A 13,879-nucleotide genomic window follows, 5' to 3' on the forward strand; every position below is an offset into this window, starting at 1 on the left:
AGCCGGCGAGGCCGGGCTACCGGGCGAGGATCAGCCCAGTTCCCCGGCGGCCGTCAGCTCCGCGACCCGCACCAGCGTCCGTACGGCCGACCCCGTGCCGCCCTTCGGCGTGTACCCGAACGGCCCGCCCTCGTTGAAGGCCGGCCCGGCGATGTCCAGGTGCGCCCAGGTGATGCCCTCGCCCACGAACTCGCGCAGGAACAGACCGGCGACCAGACCGCCGCCCATCCGCTCGCCCATGTTCGCGATGTCGGCCGTGGCCGAGTCCATCCCCTTGCGCAGGTGCTCCGGCAGCGGCATCGGCCACGCAGGCTCCCCGACCTCCTCCGCCGCCTCGTGCAGCGCCGCACGGAACGCGTCGTCGTTGCCCATGATCCCGAACGTCCGGTTGCCCAGCGCCAGCACCATCGCCCCCGTCAGCGTCGCCACGTCCACGATCGCGTCCGGCTTCTCCTGCGACGCCGCCCACAGCGCGTCGGCCAGCACCAGCCGGCCCTCCGCGTCGGTGTTGAGCACCTCCACGGTCTTGCCGCTGTACATCCGCAGCACGTCACCCGGACGGGTAGCGGAACCGGAGGGCATGTTCTCGGCCAGGGCGAGCCAGCCGGTGACGTTGACCTCCAGGCCGAGGCGCGCGGCGGCGACGACCGCGGCGAACACGGCGGCCGCCCCGCTCATGTCGCACTTCATCGTTTCGTTGTGGCCGGCCGGCTTCAGCGAGATGCCGCCCGAGTCGTACGTGATGCCCTTGCCGATGAAGGCGAGGTGCTTCCTGGCCTTGGAGGAGGTGTACGACAGCTTGACCAGGCGCGGTCCCGCCGCCGAGCCCGCGCCGACGCCGAGGATGCCGCCGTAGCCGCCCTTGACCAGGGCCTTCTCGTCGAGCACCTGCACCTTGATGCCGTGCTCCTTGGCCGCGGCCTGGGCGATCGCGGCGAACGACTCGGGGTTCAGGTCGTTCGGCGGGGTGTTGACCAGGTCGCGGGCGCGGTTGAGCTCCTCGGACACGGCGACGGCACGCTCGATCGCGGCCTTGTACGCCTTGTCGCGGGGCTTGCCGCCGAGCAGGGCGACCTCGGCGAGAGGAGCCTTGCCGTTCTTCGCCTTGGGGTCCCGGCCGTTGGCCTTGTAGGCGTCGAAGGAGTACGCGCCGAGCAGCGCGCCCTCCCCGATCGCGCCGGCGTCGGCGGCGTCGGTCAACGGCAGCGCGAAGGCGGCCTTCCTGGATCCGGCCAGGGCGCGGGCCGCGACACCGGCGGCCTTGCGCAGGGTCTCGGTGTCGTAGTCGGCGTCCTTCTCCGGGACCGCGCCCAAGCCGACCGCCAGGACGAGCGGTGCCTTGAAGCCGGACGGCGCCGGCAGCTTCGTCACCTCGCCCTCGCCGCCGGAGGCGCCGAGAGTCTCCAGAACGCCGGCGAGCCTGCCGTCGTACGCCTTGTCCAGGGCCTCGGCGCCCGGTGCGACGACCGGTCCCTTGGCACCCTTGGCGACACCGATCACGATCGCGTCGGCCCGCAGGCCGGACGCCGCGGTGGTGCTGAGAGTGAGAGCAGTCACGGTGGTGAAATCTCGCTTCCGATGTGAAGTTGCAGTGGTCGAACGATGTGGGTCGACCGGGCCCGACAGCCGACCCTATTCCGACCTCAGGGTCCGGTATCCACGGGGCCTTCCCCGGTACGGCGAACACTCGACGTCGAGACTACGCGCGTGGGTCCGTTCGTTCCTTCCTGCGGGCGTTCACCTGCCGGTGGCGTAGTGGCCATTTCTCGACCCCTCACACCGGTGAACCGGGTCACACTCCTCGCCTTCTGGAGCGCCCTCCGTGCCGCTTTGCGTGATTCCCACACGGCCGCCGCGGCGCCACCGACGCCGTCAGTGACGTCACCCGGCACCGCGACTGGTACGGGACGACGGCGCCTTCCCCGAACAAATGCCGTCCGTGCCCGAGCGGTTCGAGCACCACCAGGAGCCGGTGGTGGCCGCCCGGGGCGTCGGCCGCGGGACCCTCGCCCTCAACACGGCAGGGCCCCTGGGGCACGTACCGTGCCCTGCCCGGGCGCGGGGCGCGGCGGTGCACTGCGCGGTGCCGGGGACCGGAGATCATCCGTGGGGGCAGCTCAGTTCGCTGCTCAAGGAAAACGAGCCAGGGGTGTGGCGACGGGCCTGCCGAACCCGATCCCGGTGACCGCCGTGCCCGCGATCCGGTCGGCGAGGGACCGGCGGCCAGGGGTGACAACCGGCAGCGCGTTCGGCAGGAACAGCACCACCGCGACCGCCGACACCAGCACCGACGGCACGGCCTGACCCTCCGTCAGCAGCACGCACCCCACGGCGTACACGGCGACGTCCGCGGCGGTGGTGACCGCGGCCCGGCGTGCCGCCCTGAGCCTGCGCGGGAGGTACGGGGTGACGTTCAGCCCGGTCGGGCCGTGCCGATCGTGCGGCCGGCCCGGCCGGGGCGGGAAGCCGGCGGCTGAGCGGCCCGTGCAGGAGAGGGGCGAGGAAACATTTTCAGCCCAGTGACAGAACGACCAGCGCCGTGGTCGCCGCCGTCTCCGCCAGACCGCCGAAGACGTCTCCCGTGACCCCGCCGAAGCGGCGGACGCAGTGGCGCAGCAGCGTCTCGGCGGCGGCCAGGGAAACCACGACCGCGAGCACGCCGCGGGCCGCGTCGTACGGCCCGAGGAGGGCCCCGGCCGCCGCGGCGGCCCCCGCGACGGCCACGGCGGTGATCACCGCCCGCCACAGCGGCACCACACCGGCGACCGCCGCCCCCAGCCCCTCCGGCCGTGCCGCCGGCACCCCGGCCCGGGCCGCGAGGGTCAGGGCCAGCCGGGCGAGTGTCGCGGCGACGACGGCGGCGGACGCGCCCCGGGCCCAGGAGGCCTCGTACGCCTGGGCGAGCGCGGCGGCCTGCGCGAGCAGGGCGAGGACGAGGGTGATGACCCCGAACGGCCCGATGTCCGACTGCTTCATGATCCGCAGCGCGTCCTCGGCGGGCTTCCCGCTGCCCAGTCCGTCGGCGGTGTCCGCGAGCCCGTCGAGATGCAGCCCGCGCGTGAGCACGGCCGGCACGGCGACGGTCGCCACGGCGGCGAGCGGCGCCCCCGCGCCCAGGGACAGCAGCACCAGCCCGAGCAGGGCGGCCGCCGCCCCCACCGCCAGCCCGGCCAGCGGAGCGCACAGCATGCCGCCGCGCGCGGCCTCCCGGTCCCATCGGGTCACCCGGACCGGGATCACCGTGAGGGTGCCGAAGGCGAAGCGGAGGCCGTCGAGGGGCGAGGTACGGGGCACCGGCGCAGGCTACCGGCCGGTCAGAAGAGCGCGAACGGCAGCCGAGGATAAGGTTCGCATATGGGATGGTTCGAGCGAAACATCATGGAACCCGGCAAGCTGCCGCTGCTTCTCGCTCTCGTCTCCTTCGTCCTGACCTTCGTGATCACCCGGGGTATCACCCGTCTCATCCGGGCGGGCAAGGGCCCCTTCCGCAACATCAGCGGCAGCGGCGGTGTCCACGTGCACCACGTGGTTCCCGGGGTCATCCTGACGATCATCGGCGGCTTCGGCGCGGTCGCCGGCGGCCAGTACGGCTTCGGCTCGGCGCTGGCCGCGGTGATCTTCGGCATCGGTGCGGGCCTCGTCCTCGACGAATTCGCCCTGGTTCTGCATCTCGCCGACGTCTACTGGACCCCGGACGGCCGCAAGAGCGTGGAGATGGTCATCCTCACCGCCTCCCTCGTCGGCCTGCTCCTGATCGGCTTCTCGCCGCTGGGCGTCAACGACCTCGACGAGGACCAGCAGCAGAACCGCGCCGTCGTCCTCGCGAACGTCCTCGTGAACTTCGCGTTCGCCCTGATCGCCCTGTTCAAAGGCAAGGTCCGCATCGCCGTCCTGGGTTTGATCGTTCCCCTCGTGGCCCTGATCGGCGCCGTACGGCTGGCCCGCCCCACCTCCCCGTGGGCCAAGCGGTTCTACCGGAACCGGCCCCGTGCCCGGGCCAAGTCCGGCCTGCGGGCCTACCACCACGACCGCCGCTGGGCCGGCCCCCGGCGCACCTTTCAGGACTGGATCGGCGGCGCGCCCGACCCCGAACCGGCCCGGTCCCTCGAACGCCGCTGACGCGGCTCGACGACCGCGCACAGCACCAGCACCGCCACGATCGCCGCGAGGTGCTCCTTGCCCGCGAGGTTCTCCTTCAGTGCCACTTCGACCACCATCGCCACGACCACCACCGAGGCGGTGACCCAGGCGCGGTAGCGCCACCCGAGGAAGACGGCCAGACCCACCACCGCCGCCGACGGCCCGGCGTCCACCACCCACCGGTCCGAGGCGGGCAGACCCAGCGGCGAGCCCGGACCGAGCCAGATGCCCAGACGCGCGTACAGCGTGCCCGCGAGCGTGGCGACGTAGGCGATGACGAGGGTCCGCCACCAGCCCAGACACAGCTCCGCGAGGCCGAACACCAGCAGGATCTGCGCGAGCGCGCCCCACACCGGCAGATCCAGCGCCGGCACGAACAGCGACAGCGGCGTCCGCAGCAGCGCCGCCCACAACGGGTCAGCGGCCCGCACACCGCCCACGTCCTGCACGAACCGATAGCCCCACGCCTGGTGGTGCACGAGGTGCAGCAGGGCCGTGAGACACACCGCCGTGACCGCCATCGGCACGGCACACCACCGCCGCTCGGCCAGCGGCCCGCGCACCGTGGCGAACAGAGCACCCCACTCTGCGCGGGCCCAGCGGGCGAGCGTGGTCATCCGGCGGTCGTCCTCGTCCGTGCGGGGATACGTCTGAGGGTGTCTGCGACTCAGTCAAACCGACACCACGTTCCAAGACCGACCGGAACGGGACGACGTTGAGCCAGGCGTGAGTGACCTGGATCTCGGGGGTGTTACTGCCCGGCAGCCGCCTCGGGCGCCTCGGACGCCTCGGACGCCTCGGACACCGCCGGCCCGGCCGGCTCCTCGGACTCCTTCGGCTTCTCCGGCAGCTCCGCCGCCAGCGCGGCCGCGGCCTGCACGAGCGGCAGCGCCAGCAGACCGCCCGCGCCCTCGCCGACGGTCACTCCATGGGACAGCAGCGGCTCCAGGGCCATCCGGTCCAGTGCCTTCGCCTGTCCGGGCTCCCCGCTGTCGTGCGCGGCCAGCCACCAGTCCGGTGCCCGGAACGCGATCCGCTGTCCGACCAGTGCGCACGCGGCCGTCACGACCCCGTCCAGCACCACGGGCAGCTTGCGCACCGCGCTCTGCAGCAGGAAGCCCGTCATCGCGGCGACGTCCGCTCCGCCCACCGCGGCCAGCAGCTGCAACTGATCCCCGAGCACAGGCCGCGCCCGGCGCAGCGCGTCCCGGATCGCCGCGCACTTGCGCATCCACGCCAGGTCGTCGATCGCCAGCCCGCCCCGCCCGGTGACGACCGACGCGTCGACCCCGCACAGCGCCGCGACCAGCACCCCCGCCACCGTCGTCCCGCCGACGCTCACATCACCGAGCACCACCAGGTCCGTGCCCGAGTCGGCCTCCTCGTCGGCCACCGCGACCCCGGCCCGGAACGCCGCCTCGGCCTCCTCCGGAGTCAGCGCGTCCTCGATGTCGATCCGCCCGCTGCCGCGCCGCACCCGGTGCCGTACGACGGCCTCGGGCAGCGAATCGGGGTCGCAGTCCAGGGCCATGTCCACCACCCGCACCGGCACGCCCATCCGCCGGGCCAGCACCGACACCGGCCGGCCGCCCTCCAGCACCTCGCGCACCAACTCCCCGGCGCCACCCGCCGGCCGGGCCGAGACGCCCAGCTCGGCGATGCCGTGGTCACCGGCGAAGAGCACCACCCGCGGTTGTTCCACCGGCCGCACCGGCACGGCTGACTGCGCCGCCGCCAGCCACTCACCCAGCTCGTCGAGGCGCCCCAGCGATCCGGGGGGCACGACCTGTCGCTCCCGGCGCGCCTCGGCGTCACGGCGGATCCCGCCGTCCGGACGCTCGATCAGATCGGTGAAGTCGTCGAGATTAAGCGAGCTCATTCGCCGAACAGTACCGGCACCGGCCGAACGGCACGGCGCCACATCACCACTCCGTCGAGGCGACGTCGTTGCACCTGAGATCGGCATCCCATACGTTCCGTTTTGCAGAGGATTGTCGTACGTGGCTCGTGCGGCGTCCCCGCCGTACGTCCTTGCCGTACGCCGCCGCGCCCGGGAGCCGCCCATGCCCGCACACCCCGCCCCCTCAGCGCCCTCCGCCCCGCAGGCGACCACTCGGGTCCACGAACCGCGCCGGGAGGACTGCCCCTGGTGCGGCTCCGCCCGGCTGCGCAACCGGCTGCGCACCGGTGACCTGCGGCAGTACAAGCCCGGCAACTTCACCGTCGACGCGTGCCGCGACTGCGGCCACACCTTCCAGAACCCCCGTCTCACCGCGGAGGGCCTGGCCCTCTATCACCGGACCGTGCGCGGGGCGCCCAGGGACCCGGCGAGCGACGGCCTCCTGGCCCTGCGCGCGAGTCCCCGCCGCCACCGCTCGGCGGCCCGCGCGATGCTGCGCTTCGGTGAGCCGGAGAGCTGGCTCGACGTGGGGACGGGGTACGCCCGCTTCCCGGCCACGGCCCGGCGCTTCTTCCCGTACACGGCCTTCGACGGCCTGGACCCCACCCCGCGCGTGGTCTGCGCCCGCTCGGCCGACCGCGTCGAGGAGGCCCACGTCGGCAGCCTGACGGACCCTCGGATCGCCGCCCCCCTGCGCGCTCGCTACGACGTGGTCAGCATGCTCCACCACCTGGAGGGCACCCCGGACCCCCGAGCGGAACTCCACGCGGCCCTGTCCGTCCTGCGCCCCGGCGGCCACCTGCTGCTGGAGACCCTGGACCCCCGCAGCCTCTTCTCCGTCCTCCTGGGCCGCTGGTGGCTCGCCCACGACCAGCCCCGCCACCTCCACCTGATCCCCCCGCCCAACCTCCGGGCGGAACTGGAGGCGGCCGGCTGCACGGTCCTGACACTCGACCACCGCCCGGTGCACGTCCCCCACGACCTCGCGGGCGCCATGTCCCTGGCCCTCTCCCACGCCCTGCCGGCCCCGGACACCCCCTGGCGGGCGATCCCCCCGCACCTCGTCCACCGGCACGCCCGTACGGTTCTGCTCCGCGCGGGCATCCCGCTGGTGGCCCTGGCGGCGGTGGCGGACCTGCTCCTGGCACCGGTGGCCCGCCGCACGCGCTGCGCGAACACCTACCGGGTGATCGCCCGCAAAACCCCGTAGCCGCCCGGGGGCACAGCCGTGGCCCTCGTCAGTCCCGCAGCACCACGGCCTGCCCCGCCACCACCAGCAGCACGTGCTCGCACTCGTCGGCGAACCCCGCGTTCAGCCGCCCGAGTTCATCCCGGTACCGCCGCCCCGACGCCGTAGCCGGCACGATTCCCGAGCCCACCTCGTTCGACACGGCCACCACGGTCCGCCGGGTGGACCGCACCGCCTCCGTGAGCTCCCGCACCCGTTCCCGCAGCACCTTCTCCCCGCGCTCCGCCCACACCGCGTCGTCCCACGCCCCGGCGGCATCCATCGCGTCGGTCAGCCACAGCGACAGACAGTCGATGAGGACAGGCGGCCCCTCGGCCTCCAGGAGCGGCACCAGATCGCAGGTCTCGACCGTCTGCCACGACCCCGGCCGCCGGTCCCGGTGCGCCGCCACCCGCGAGGACCACTCGGTGTCACCGTTGCGCGAGCCGCCCGTCGCCACGTACAGCACGTCCGGGAAGGCCTCCAGCCTCCGCTCCGCCTCCACCGACTTGCCCGACCGCGCCCCGCCCAGCACCAGCGTCCGCCGCGGCACGTCCGGCACGTCCTCGTAGGCACCCACCGCCAGCGTCACCCCGTCCGGTACGGCCCGCGCCCCGGCCGCCGCGAGCCGCCGCCCGAGCTCGGGGCCGGGCGGCACGTCGTGGTCGAGGTGGACGGCGACCACATCGGTCGTCGGCCCGACCGCCCCCACCGCCCGCAGTTTCGCCAGTGCGTCCGGCCGGCCCACGACGTCCGCCAGGACCATGTCGTAGGACTCGGCCGGTGCCTCCAGGCCCGCGAGCGCCCCACCCGGCGGCAGATACAGCAGCCGCTGCCCTTCCGGCCCGGTCACCGCGTACCCCGTGCCCGGCGCGTCCAGCGCCACCGCCCGCACCCGGTGCCCCGTCAGCAGCGTCAACTCCCGCCCGTCCGGCACCCGTCCCGGCTGCGGCAGCCCCGCGGGCACCTCCACCGCCGGCCCGTCGTGCGGATGCGACAGCAGCACCTGCCGTACGCCGGTCAGGGAACGGCCCGCCCGCGCCGCCGCGAACGCCGCGCCCGGTGTCAGGTCGAGCAGCAGAGCTCCGTCCAGGAGCAGCGCGGTGGCCGCCCGCGCGTGCGGGCCGAGGGCGGCCGCACAGGCCGCGCAGGGACAGTCGGGGCGGGGGAGGCCCTCGGGGGCGCCGGTGCCGAGCAGAGTGAGTTCCACGGCACCGATTTTCGCCTGCCCGCCCGGCTCCTGCGCGCCTGGCACCCCGGATGGAGCCCCCGCGCGAGCACGGACGGGAGGCGGGGGTGACAACCCGCGCGCAACCGGTCACCCGCAGTCCTGTGACGGGACACCCGGCGGAGCGCATAGGCTCGGGGCGGGAGCCGGACCAAGATCCGGCTTTTCGCTGTGCAGTGTGCTCACACACATGGGAGGCGTACATGGCGGCATGGACGTGGCGGTTCGAGAAGACCGACGGGACGGAGGTCCAGCCCGCGGTGCCGCCGGAGGAGTTCCCCACCCAGGGGGACGCCGAGTCCTGGATCGGAGAGCACTGGAAGGCCCTCCAGGAGGGCGGTGCCGACCAGGTGCGGCTGTTCGAGGACGCCGCGGAGATCTACGGGCCGATGAGCCTGCACGCGGCCGAGGCGTGAGCCCCGGGCGGGGGCCGACGGTCCCCGCCCATCCCTCGTGCGCGTCGTCCGTGTGTCAGCCGCGCACGCCACACAGGTGCAGCAGCGCGGCCACCCCGCGGTACGGATCCGTCCGCCCGGCCTTCTCCTCCACCGCGAGCAGCGTCTCCACGTCGGCCGGGACCTCCGCGCCGTCCGCCGCCGTGTCGGTGAACACCCGCACCCCGTACCAGGCGTGCAGCGGCGCCCCGATCCCCGCGAGCGTCGACGTCAGGTCCTTCAGCCGGTCCGCGCGCACGTCGAGCCCCAGCCGGTTGCGGTAGGACACCGTGTCGAAGGCGGCCAGGGCCCCCGGCCAGTCACCGGACAGGCCCGGCCGGAAGGCGAGCGCGTCACCGTTGCGCACGAGCAGGGACAGCAGCCCGCCCGGCGCGAGCATCCGGGCGAGACCCGCCAGCAGCGGGTCCGGCTCCTCGACGTACATCAGGACGCCGTGGCACAGCACCACGTCGAAACTGCCGGGCAGGAAGTGCACTCCGGTGTCCCGGCCGTCGCCCTCGATGATGCGCATCCGCTCCCGGATACCCTCCGGTTCCCCGGCCAGGGACTCCCGGGCCGCGGCCACCATCGTCGAGTCCTGCTCCAGACCGGTCACCTGGTGCCCGGCCCGGGCCAGCCGCAGCGCCTGCGTGCCCTGGCCCATCCCCACGTCGAGCACCCGCAGGCGCTGACCGACCGGGAACCGGCCGACTATCTGCTCGTCCAGCTGGCGGGCCACCAGCTCCTGCCGGACGACATCGCGCAGCCCGCCCAGCCTGTCCAGCCAGGCCTGCGCCGCACCCCCGGAGAACGGCGTCGTGGTCAGGGCCGCTCTCCACGCTTGACCTGCGGCTTCGGCAGCCGGAGCCGGCGCATCTGGAGGGAGCGCATCAGGGCGTAGGCGACGGCGCCGCGCTTGTTGTCACCCGCGAAGCGCTCGTTCAGCTGCTTCTTCAGACGGAAGGACGTGACGAACGAGTCGAGCACGATCAGCACGATCACCACGAGCCACAGCAGCAGGGCGATGTTCTGCAGCGCGCCCACCCGCACCATGCTCAGCACGAGGATGACCACGGCCATCGGCAGGAAGAACTCCGCGATGTTGAACCGCGAGTCGACGAAGTCGCGCGCGAACCGGCGGACCGGTCCCTTGTCGCGCGCGGGCAGATACCGCTCGTCGCCGCTCGCCAGCGCCTGGCGCTGCCGCTCCATCGCGGCACGGCGCTCCTCGCGCTGTCGCTTGGCGGCCTCCTTGCGCGTCATCGACGTGTTGGCCACGCTGCGACGCGAGGACTGGGCCTGGCTGCGCTTGGGCGTGGGGCGGCCCTTGGGGGCCTCGGGGTGACGGGGCTGACTGGAGTCGGTCACCGGCGCCTTGTCGGCGTCCTGGGCCTTCTCATCCTTCGCACGGCTACGGAACACAAAACCCAAGGGTAAGGGCTTTTGGGCATGGACCCCACTCCCGTGGGGAACGATCCGGCAACACCAGTCGTCACTAAGGGGACAGAGGGGACGTTGCATACGCCTCCGGACCTTTCCCGGGGTGTACGGCTCCGGTGGCCCCGGGGATCACCTACTCCCTGCGCCGGAGCGGGAGCGTACGCAGTCGTCCTTGGGGATGAGCGCATCCGTCCCCGAACAGTGCGGTAATGGATGCAGGGCCCGTACTGTGGGTTCTGTCGCAGGAGCAGCTGCCGGAGTCGGTCAGAAGGGGGCGCGCGAAGCCCATGAGCGGTGTCATGAAGCGTATGGGGATGATCTTCCGCGCGAAGGCGAACAAGGCCCTGGACCGGGCCGAGGACCCGCGCGAGACCCTCGACTACTCGTATCAGAAGCAGCTGGAGCTGCTGCAGAAGGTCCGCCGCGGCGTCGCCGACGTGGCGACCTCCCGCAAGCGTCTGGAACTCCAGCTGAACCAGTTGCAGTCGCAGTCGGGCAAGCTGGAGGACCAGGGCCGCAAGGCGCTCGCGCTGGGCCGTGAGGACCTGGCCCGCGAGGCGCTCTCCCGCCGGGCCGCGCTCCAGCAGCAGGTGACCGACCTGGAGACCCAGCACGCGACGCTCCAGGGCGAGGAGGAGAAACTCACCCTCGCGGCCCAGCGGCTCCAGGCCAAGGTCGACGCCTTCCGCACGAAGAAGGAGACGATCAAGGCGACGTACACCGCGGCCCAGGCGCAGACCCGGATCGGCGAGGCCTTCTCCGGCATCTCCGAGGAGATGGGCGACGTCGGCCTGGCCATTCAGCGCGCCGAGGACAAGACGGCCCAGCTCCAGGCCCGCGCCGGCGCGATCGACGAACTGCTCGCCTCCGGCGCCCTCGACGACCCCTCCGGCATGCACAAGGACGACATCCAGGCCGAGCTGGACCGGCTCTCCGGTGGTACGGATGTAGAGCTGGAACTGCAGCGCATGAAGGCCGAACTGGCCGGAGGCTCGGGCAGCGGGCAGCAGGCCCTCGAAGGTGGCACGAGCCAGCAGCAGGCCCCGCAGCAGCCGCAGGACACACCGCGCTTCGACAAGCAGTAGGGGTCCACGCCTAGGAGGGCGACATGATCGTACGGATCATGGGGGAGGGCCAGGTGAGACTGGCCGACGGCCACCTCGCCGAGCTGAACCGGCTGGACGACGAACTCCTGGCGGAGATGGAGAACGGCGACGGCCCCGGCTTCCGCCGCACCCTCCAGGCCCTCCTGGCCAGGGTCCGGGACCTGGGCGACCCCCTGCCCGACGACTTTCTGGAACCTTCGGAACTGATCCTGCCGTCTCCGGACGCCACGCTGGAGGACGTCAGGGAACTCCTGAGCGACGACGGTCTGATCCCGGGCTGAGTGCCGCACCCCATGGTCGGGCCGAGGAGGGGCTGGGGGCGCGGCCCCCGGCCCGGCTACCGTGAACAGCCGTGAGCACTCTCGCGCGGGCCCGATGCCGGGCCAAGGCGCATCCCCTGGCCATGGACGCGGTCCTGGCCGCGGCCGTCCTGATCTGCATGGTCGCCGGCTCGTTCGTGGAGCCCCGGCACCGGGACAGCGTCAGCTGGGCGCTGCGCACCCCCGACTCCCTCAGCCTCGTCCTCATGGCCCTCGGCGCCGCCGCCCTGGTCTTCCGCCGCCGGGCTCCGATGACGGTCCTCGCCCTCACCGGCACCGTCTCCGTGGTCGAGTCGGTCACCGGCGACCCCCGCGCCCCCGTCGCGATGTCCGCCGTCGTCGCCCTGTACACCGTCGCCTCCACCACCGACCGCCCCACCACCTGGCGCGTCGGCCTGCTCACCATGACCGTGCTGACCGGCGCCGCCATGTCGGCCGGCTCCCTGCCCTGGTACGCCCAGGAGAATCTCGCGATCTTCGCCTGGACCGGTATCGGCGCCACCGCCGGCGACGCCGTCCGCAGCCGCCGCGCCTTCGTCCGGGCCATCCGGGAGCGCGCCGAACGGGCCGAGCGCACCCGCGAGGAGGAGGCCCGCCGCCGGGTGGCCGAGGAGCGCCTGCGCATCGCCCGGGACCTGCACGACGTCGTCGCGCACCACATCGCCCTGGTCAACGTCCAGGCCGGAGTCGCCGCCCATGTCATGGACAAGCGCCCCGACCAGGCAAAGGAGGCCCTCGCACACGTCCGCGAGGCCAGCCGCTCCGCGCTCAACGAGCTCCGCGCCACCGTCGGCCTGCTGCGGCAGTCCGGCGACCCGGAGGCCCCGACCGAACCCGCACCGGGCCTGGACCGCCTCGACGACCTCACCGGCACCTTCCGCAGTGCCGGCCTGCACATCGAGGTCGCCCGCGCCGACCAGGGCACCACCCTCCCCGCGGCCGTCGACCTGGCCGCCTACCGGATCATCCAGGAGGCCCTCACCAACGTGCAGAAGCACGCCGGGCCCCGGGCCAAGGCGGAGGTCAGCGTCGTACGCGTCGGACCGAACATCGAGATCACCGTGCTCGACGACGGCAGCGGCGGGAACGAGACCCAGCACAGCGGCGGCGGCCACGGACTGCTCGGCATGCGCGAGCGCGTCAGCGCCCTGCGCGGCACCCTCACCACCGGTCCCCGCTACGGCGGCGGCTTCCGCGTCCATGCCATCCTGCCGGTCAAGAACCGCACACCCATCGAGGAGGACCCCGCATGACCATCCGTGTCCTGCTCGCCGACGACCAGGCGCTGCTGCGCAGCGCGTTTCGCGTGCTCGTCGACTCCGAGCCCGACATGGAGGTGGTCGGTGAGGCCTCCGAGGGCGCCGAGGCGGTGCGGCTGACGAAGGAGCGGCGCGCGGACGTCGTCCTGATGGACATCCGCATGCCCGGCACCGACGGCCTCGCCGCGACCCGCATGATCAGCGCCGACCCCGACCTCGCCGAGGTCCGGGTGGTGATCCTGACGACGTTCGAGGTCGACGACTACGTCGTGCAGTCGCTGCGCGCGGGAGCGTCCGGCTTCCTCGGGAAGGGCGCCGAGCCCGAGGAACTGCTGAATGCCATCCGTATCGCGGCCGGCGGCCAGGCGCTGCTCTCCCCGGCGGCCACCACGGGCCTGATCGCCCGGTTCCTCGCCACGCAGGACCCGGCCGACGACGAGCGCGACCCGGCCCGCGGCCAACGGCTCGACTCGCTCACCGTCCGGGAGCGCGAAGTGCTCGTGCAGGTCGCCGGCGGGCACTCCAACGACGAGATCGCCGAGCGCCTCGAAGTCAGCCCGCTGACGGTGAAGACGCACGTCAACCGGGCCATGGCGAAGCTGGGCGCCCGGGACCGGGCCCAGCTGGTGGTCACCGCGTACGAATCCGGCCTGGTCCGTCCAAGGGTGGAGTGAGATCGACCCGGGCGTACTGCGGCGGGAGTATGCGCCGCATAAGGAAATGGACCTGGGGCCTACGAAACCCGGTTCCCCCATGGCTCAGGGTGTAGGGGCGGGCGCTCATCTGCGCGTCCGCTGCCGCTTCTGCCGCCAAACAGGAGAGAG

General features: G+C 73.2%; 15 protein-coding genes. 7 read left to right on the forward strand and 8 right to left on the reverse strand.

The window, feature by feature from the left end; genetic code table 11:
* Positions 1-30 precede the first annotated feature (30 nt).
* The 3 genes from ACIQHQ_RS04350 to ACIQHQ_RS04360 form a co-directional block, all read right to left on the reverse strand.
* The gene (locus ACIQHQ_RS04350) at positions 31-1,557 is read right to left on the reverse strand and encodes a leucyl aminopeptidase (protein WP_402609928.1); all 1,527 of its coding nucleotides are present in this window, start codon (positions 1,555-1,557) and stop codon (positions 31-33) included.
* 572 nt (positions 1,558-2,129) lie between these two features.
* The gene (locus tag ACIQHQ_RS04355) at positions 2,130-2,321 is read right to left on the reverse strand and encodes a hypothetical protein (protein WP_402609930.1); all 192 of its coding nucleotides are present in this window, start codon (positions 2,319-2,321) and stop codon (positions 2,130-2,132) included.
* 190 nt (positions 2,322-2,511) lie between these two features.
* On the reverse strand, positions 2,512-3,294 hold the full coding sequence (locus ACIQHQ_RS04360) for an adenosylcobinamide-GDP ribazoletransferase (protein ID WP_402609932.1): 783 nt from the start codon (positions 3,292-3,294) through the stop codon (positions 2,512-2,514).
* A gap of 60 nt (positions 3,295-3,354) precedes the next feature.
* Between ACIQHQ_RS04360 and ACIQHQ_RS04365 the strand changes: the two genes are divergently transcribed.
* Complete coding sequence (locus ACIQHQ_RS04365; protein WP_402609934.1) at positions 3,355-4,119, forward strand: hypothetical protein; 765 nt, start codon at positions 3,355-3,357, stop codon at positions 4,117-4,119.
* On the opposite strand, the gene ACIQHQ_RS04370 is transcribed toward ACIQHQ_RS04365, so the two are convergent.
* Together ACIQHQ_RS04370 and cobT are read right to left on the reverse strand one after the other, a co-directional pair.
* Entirely contained in the window at positions 4,059-4,757 is a 699-nt protein-coding gene (locus ACIQHQ_RS04370; protein ID WP_402609937.1) for a hypothetical protein, read from the reverse strand. The genes ACIQHQ_RS04365 and ACIQHQ_RS04370 overlap by 61 nt on opposite strands.
* Positions 4,758-4,891: 134 nt before the next feature.
* Positions 4,892-6,019 (reverse strand): nicotinate-nucleotide--dimethylbenzimidazole phosphoribosyltransferase, encoded by a 1,128-nt coding sequence (gene cobT / locus ACIQHQ_RS04375; RefSeq protein ID WP_402609939.1) that lies wholly within the window; start codon positions 6,017-6,019, stop codon positions 4,892-4,894.
* A 184-nt stretch (positions 6,020-6,203) separates the two neighbouring features.
* Between cobT and ACIQHQ_RS04380 the strand changes: the two genes are divergently transcribed.
* The gene (locus ACIQHQ_RS04380) at positions 6,204-7,250 is read left to right on the forward strand and encodes a class I SAM-dependent methyltransferase (protein ID WP_402610621.1); all 1,047 of its coding nucleotides are present in this window, start codon (positions 6,204-6,206) and stop codon (positions 7,248-7,250) included.
* A gap of 28 nt (positions 7,251-7,278) precedes the next feature.
* Here ACIQHQ_RS04380 and ACIQHQ_RS04385 read toward each other — a convergent pair whose 3' ends face one another.
* Positions 7,279-8,478, reverse strand: coding sequence for a bifunctional adenosylcobinamide kinase/adenosylcobinamide-phosphate guanylyltransferase (locus ACIQHQ_RS04385; RefSeq protein WP_402609941.1), 1,200 nt, complete (start codon positions 8,476-8,478; stop codon positions 7,279-7,281).
* Between the two features lie 221 nt (positions 8,479-8,699).
* Here ACIQHQ_RS04385 and ACIQHQ_RS04390 point away from each other — a divergent pair, with 221 nt between their 5' ends.
* Positions 8,700-8,912: a hypothetical protein gene (locus tag ACIQHQ_RS04390; RefSeq protein WP_352115922.1), complete on the forward strand. Its 213-nt coding sequence runs from the start codon at positions 8,700-8,702 to the stop codon at positions 8,910-8,912.
* Between the two features lie 55 nt (positions 8,913-8,967).
* Here ACIQHQ_RS04390 and ACIQHQ_RS04395 read toward each other — a convergent pair whose 3' ends face one another.
* Both ACIQHQ_RS04395 and ACIQHQ_RS04400 read right to left on the reverse strand, forming a co-directional pair.
* On the reverse strand, positions 8,968-9,669 hold the full coding sequence (locus ACIQHQ_RS04395; protein WP_390980371.1) for a methyltransferase domain-containing protein: 702 nt from the start codon (positions 9,667-9,669) through the stop codon (positions 8,968-8,970).
* An 83-nt stretch (positions 9,670-9,752) separates the two neighbouring features.
* Positions 9,753-10,352 (reverse strand): DUF3043 domain-containing protein, encoded by a 600-nt coding sequence (locus ACIQHQ_RS04400; RefSeq protein ID WP_390980369.1) that lies wholly within the window; start codon positions 10,350-10,352, stop codon positions 9,753-9,755.
* Positions 10,353-10,669: 317 nt separating this feature from the next.
* Here ACIQHQ_RS04400 and ACIQHQ_RS04405 point away from each other — a divergent pair, with 317 nt between their 5' ends.
* From ACIQHQ_RS04405 to ACIQHQ_RS04420, 4 genes are all read left to right on the forward strand, one after another.
* Positions 10,670-11,455, forward strand: a complete 786-nt coding sequence (locus ACIQHQ_RS04405) for a PspA/IM30 family protein (RefSeq protein WP_402609944.1) — start codon at positions 10,670-10,672, stop codon at positions 11,453-11,455.
* A gap of 23 nt (positions 11,456-11,478) precedes the next feature.
* Entirely contained in the window at positions 11,479-11,757 is a 279-nt protein-coding gene (locus ACIQHQ_RS04410; RefSeq protein ID WP_402609946.1) for a hypothetical protein, read from the forward strand.
* Positions 11,758-11,828: 71 nt separating this feature from the next.
* Positions 11,829-13,049: a sensor histidine kinase gene (locus tag ACIQHQ_RS04415; RefSeq protein ID WP_402609948.1), complete on the forward strand. Its 1,221-nt coding sequence runs from the start codon at positions 11,829-11,831 to the stop codon at positions 13,047-13,049.
* Complete coding sequence (locus ACIQHQ_RS04420; RefSeq protein WP_402609950.1) at positions 13,046-13,729, forward strand: response regulator; 684 nt, start codon at positions 13,046-13,048, stop codon at positions 13,727-13,729. Before ACIQHQ_RS04415 ends, ACIQHQ_RS04420 begins: the two co-directional genes overlap by 4 nt.
* Positions 13,730-13,879 lie beyond the last annotated feature (150 nt).

The sequence above is a fragment of the Streptomyces sp. NPDC092370 genome (genome assembly GCF_044755265.1).
Lineage (GTDB): Bacteria > Actinomycetota > Actinomycetes > Streptomycetales > Streptomycetaceae > Streptomyces.

Coding starts and splice junctions, on each gene's coding strand:
- ACIQHQ_RS04365 (WP_402609934.1), top strand. CDS start 3,355: ATGGGATGGTTCGAGCGAAACATCATGGAACCCGGCAAGCTGCCGCTG.
- ACIQHQ_RS04370 (WP_402609937.1), bottom strand. CDS start 4,757: ATGACCACGCTCGCCCGCTGGGCCCGCGCAGAGTGGGGTGCTCTGTTC.
- cobT (WP_402609939.1), bottom strand. CDS start 6,019: ATGAGCTCGCTTAATCTCGACGACTTCACCGATCTGATCGAGCGTCCG.
- ACIQHQ_RS04380 (WP_402610621.1), top strand. CDS start 6,204: ATGCCCGCACACCCCGCCCCCTCAGCGCCCTCCGCCCCGCAGGCGACC.
- ACIQHQ_RS04390 (WP_352115922.1), top strand. CDS start 8,700: ATGGCGGCATGGACGTGGCGGTTCGAGAAGACCGACGGGACGGAGGTC.
- ACIQHQ_RS04405 (WP_402609944.1), top strand. CDS start 10,670: ATGAAGCGTATGGGGATGATCTTCCGCGCGAAGGCGAACAAGGCCCTG.
- ACIQHQ_RS04410 (WP_402609946.1), top strand. CDS start 11,479: ATGATCGTACGGATCATGGGGGAGGGCCAGGTGAGACTGGCCGACGGC.
- ACIQHQ_RS04420 (WP_402609950.1), top strand. CDS start 13,046: ATGACCATCCGTGTCCTGCTCGCCGACGACCAGGCGCTGCTGCGCAGC.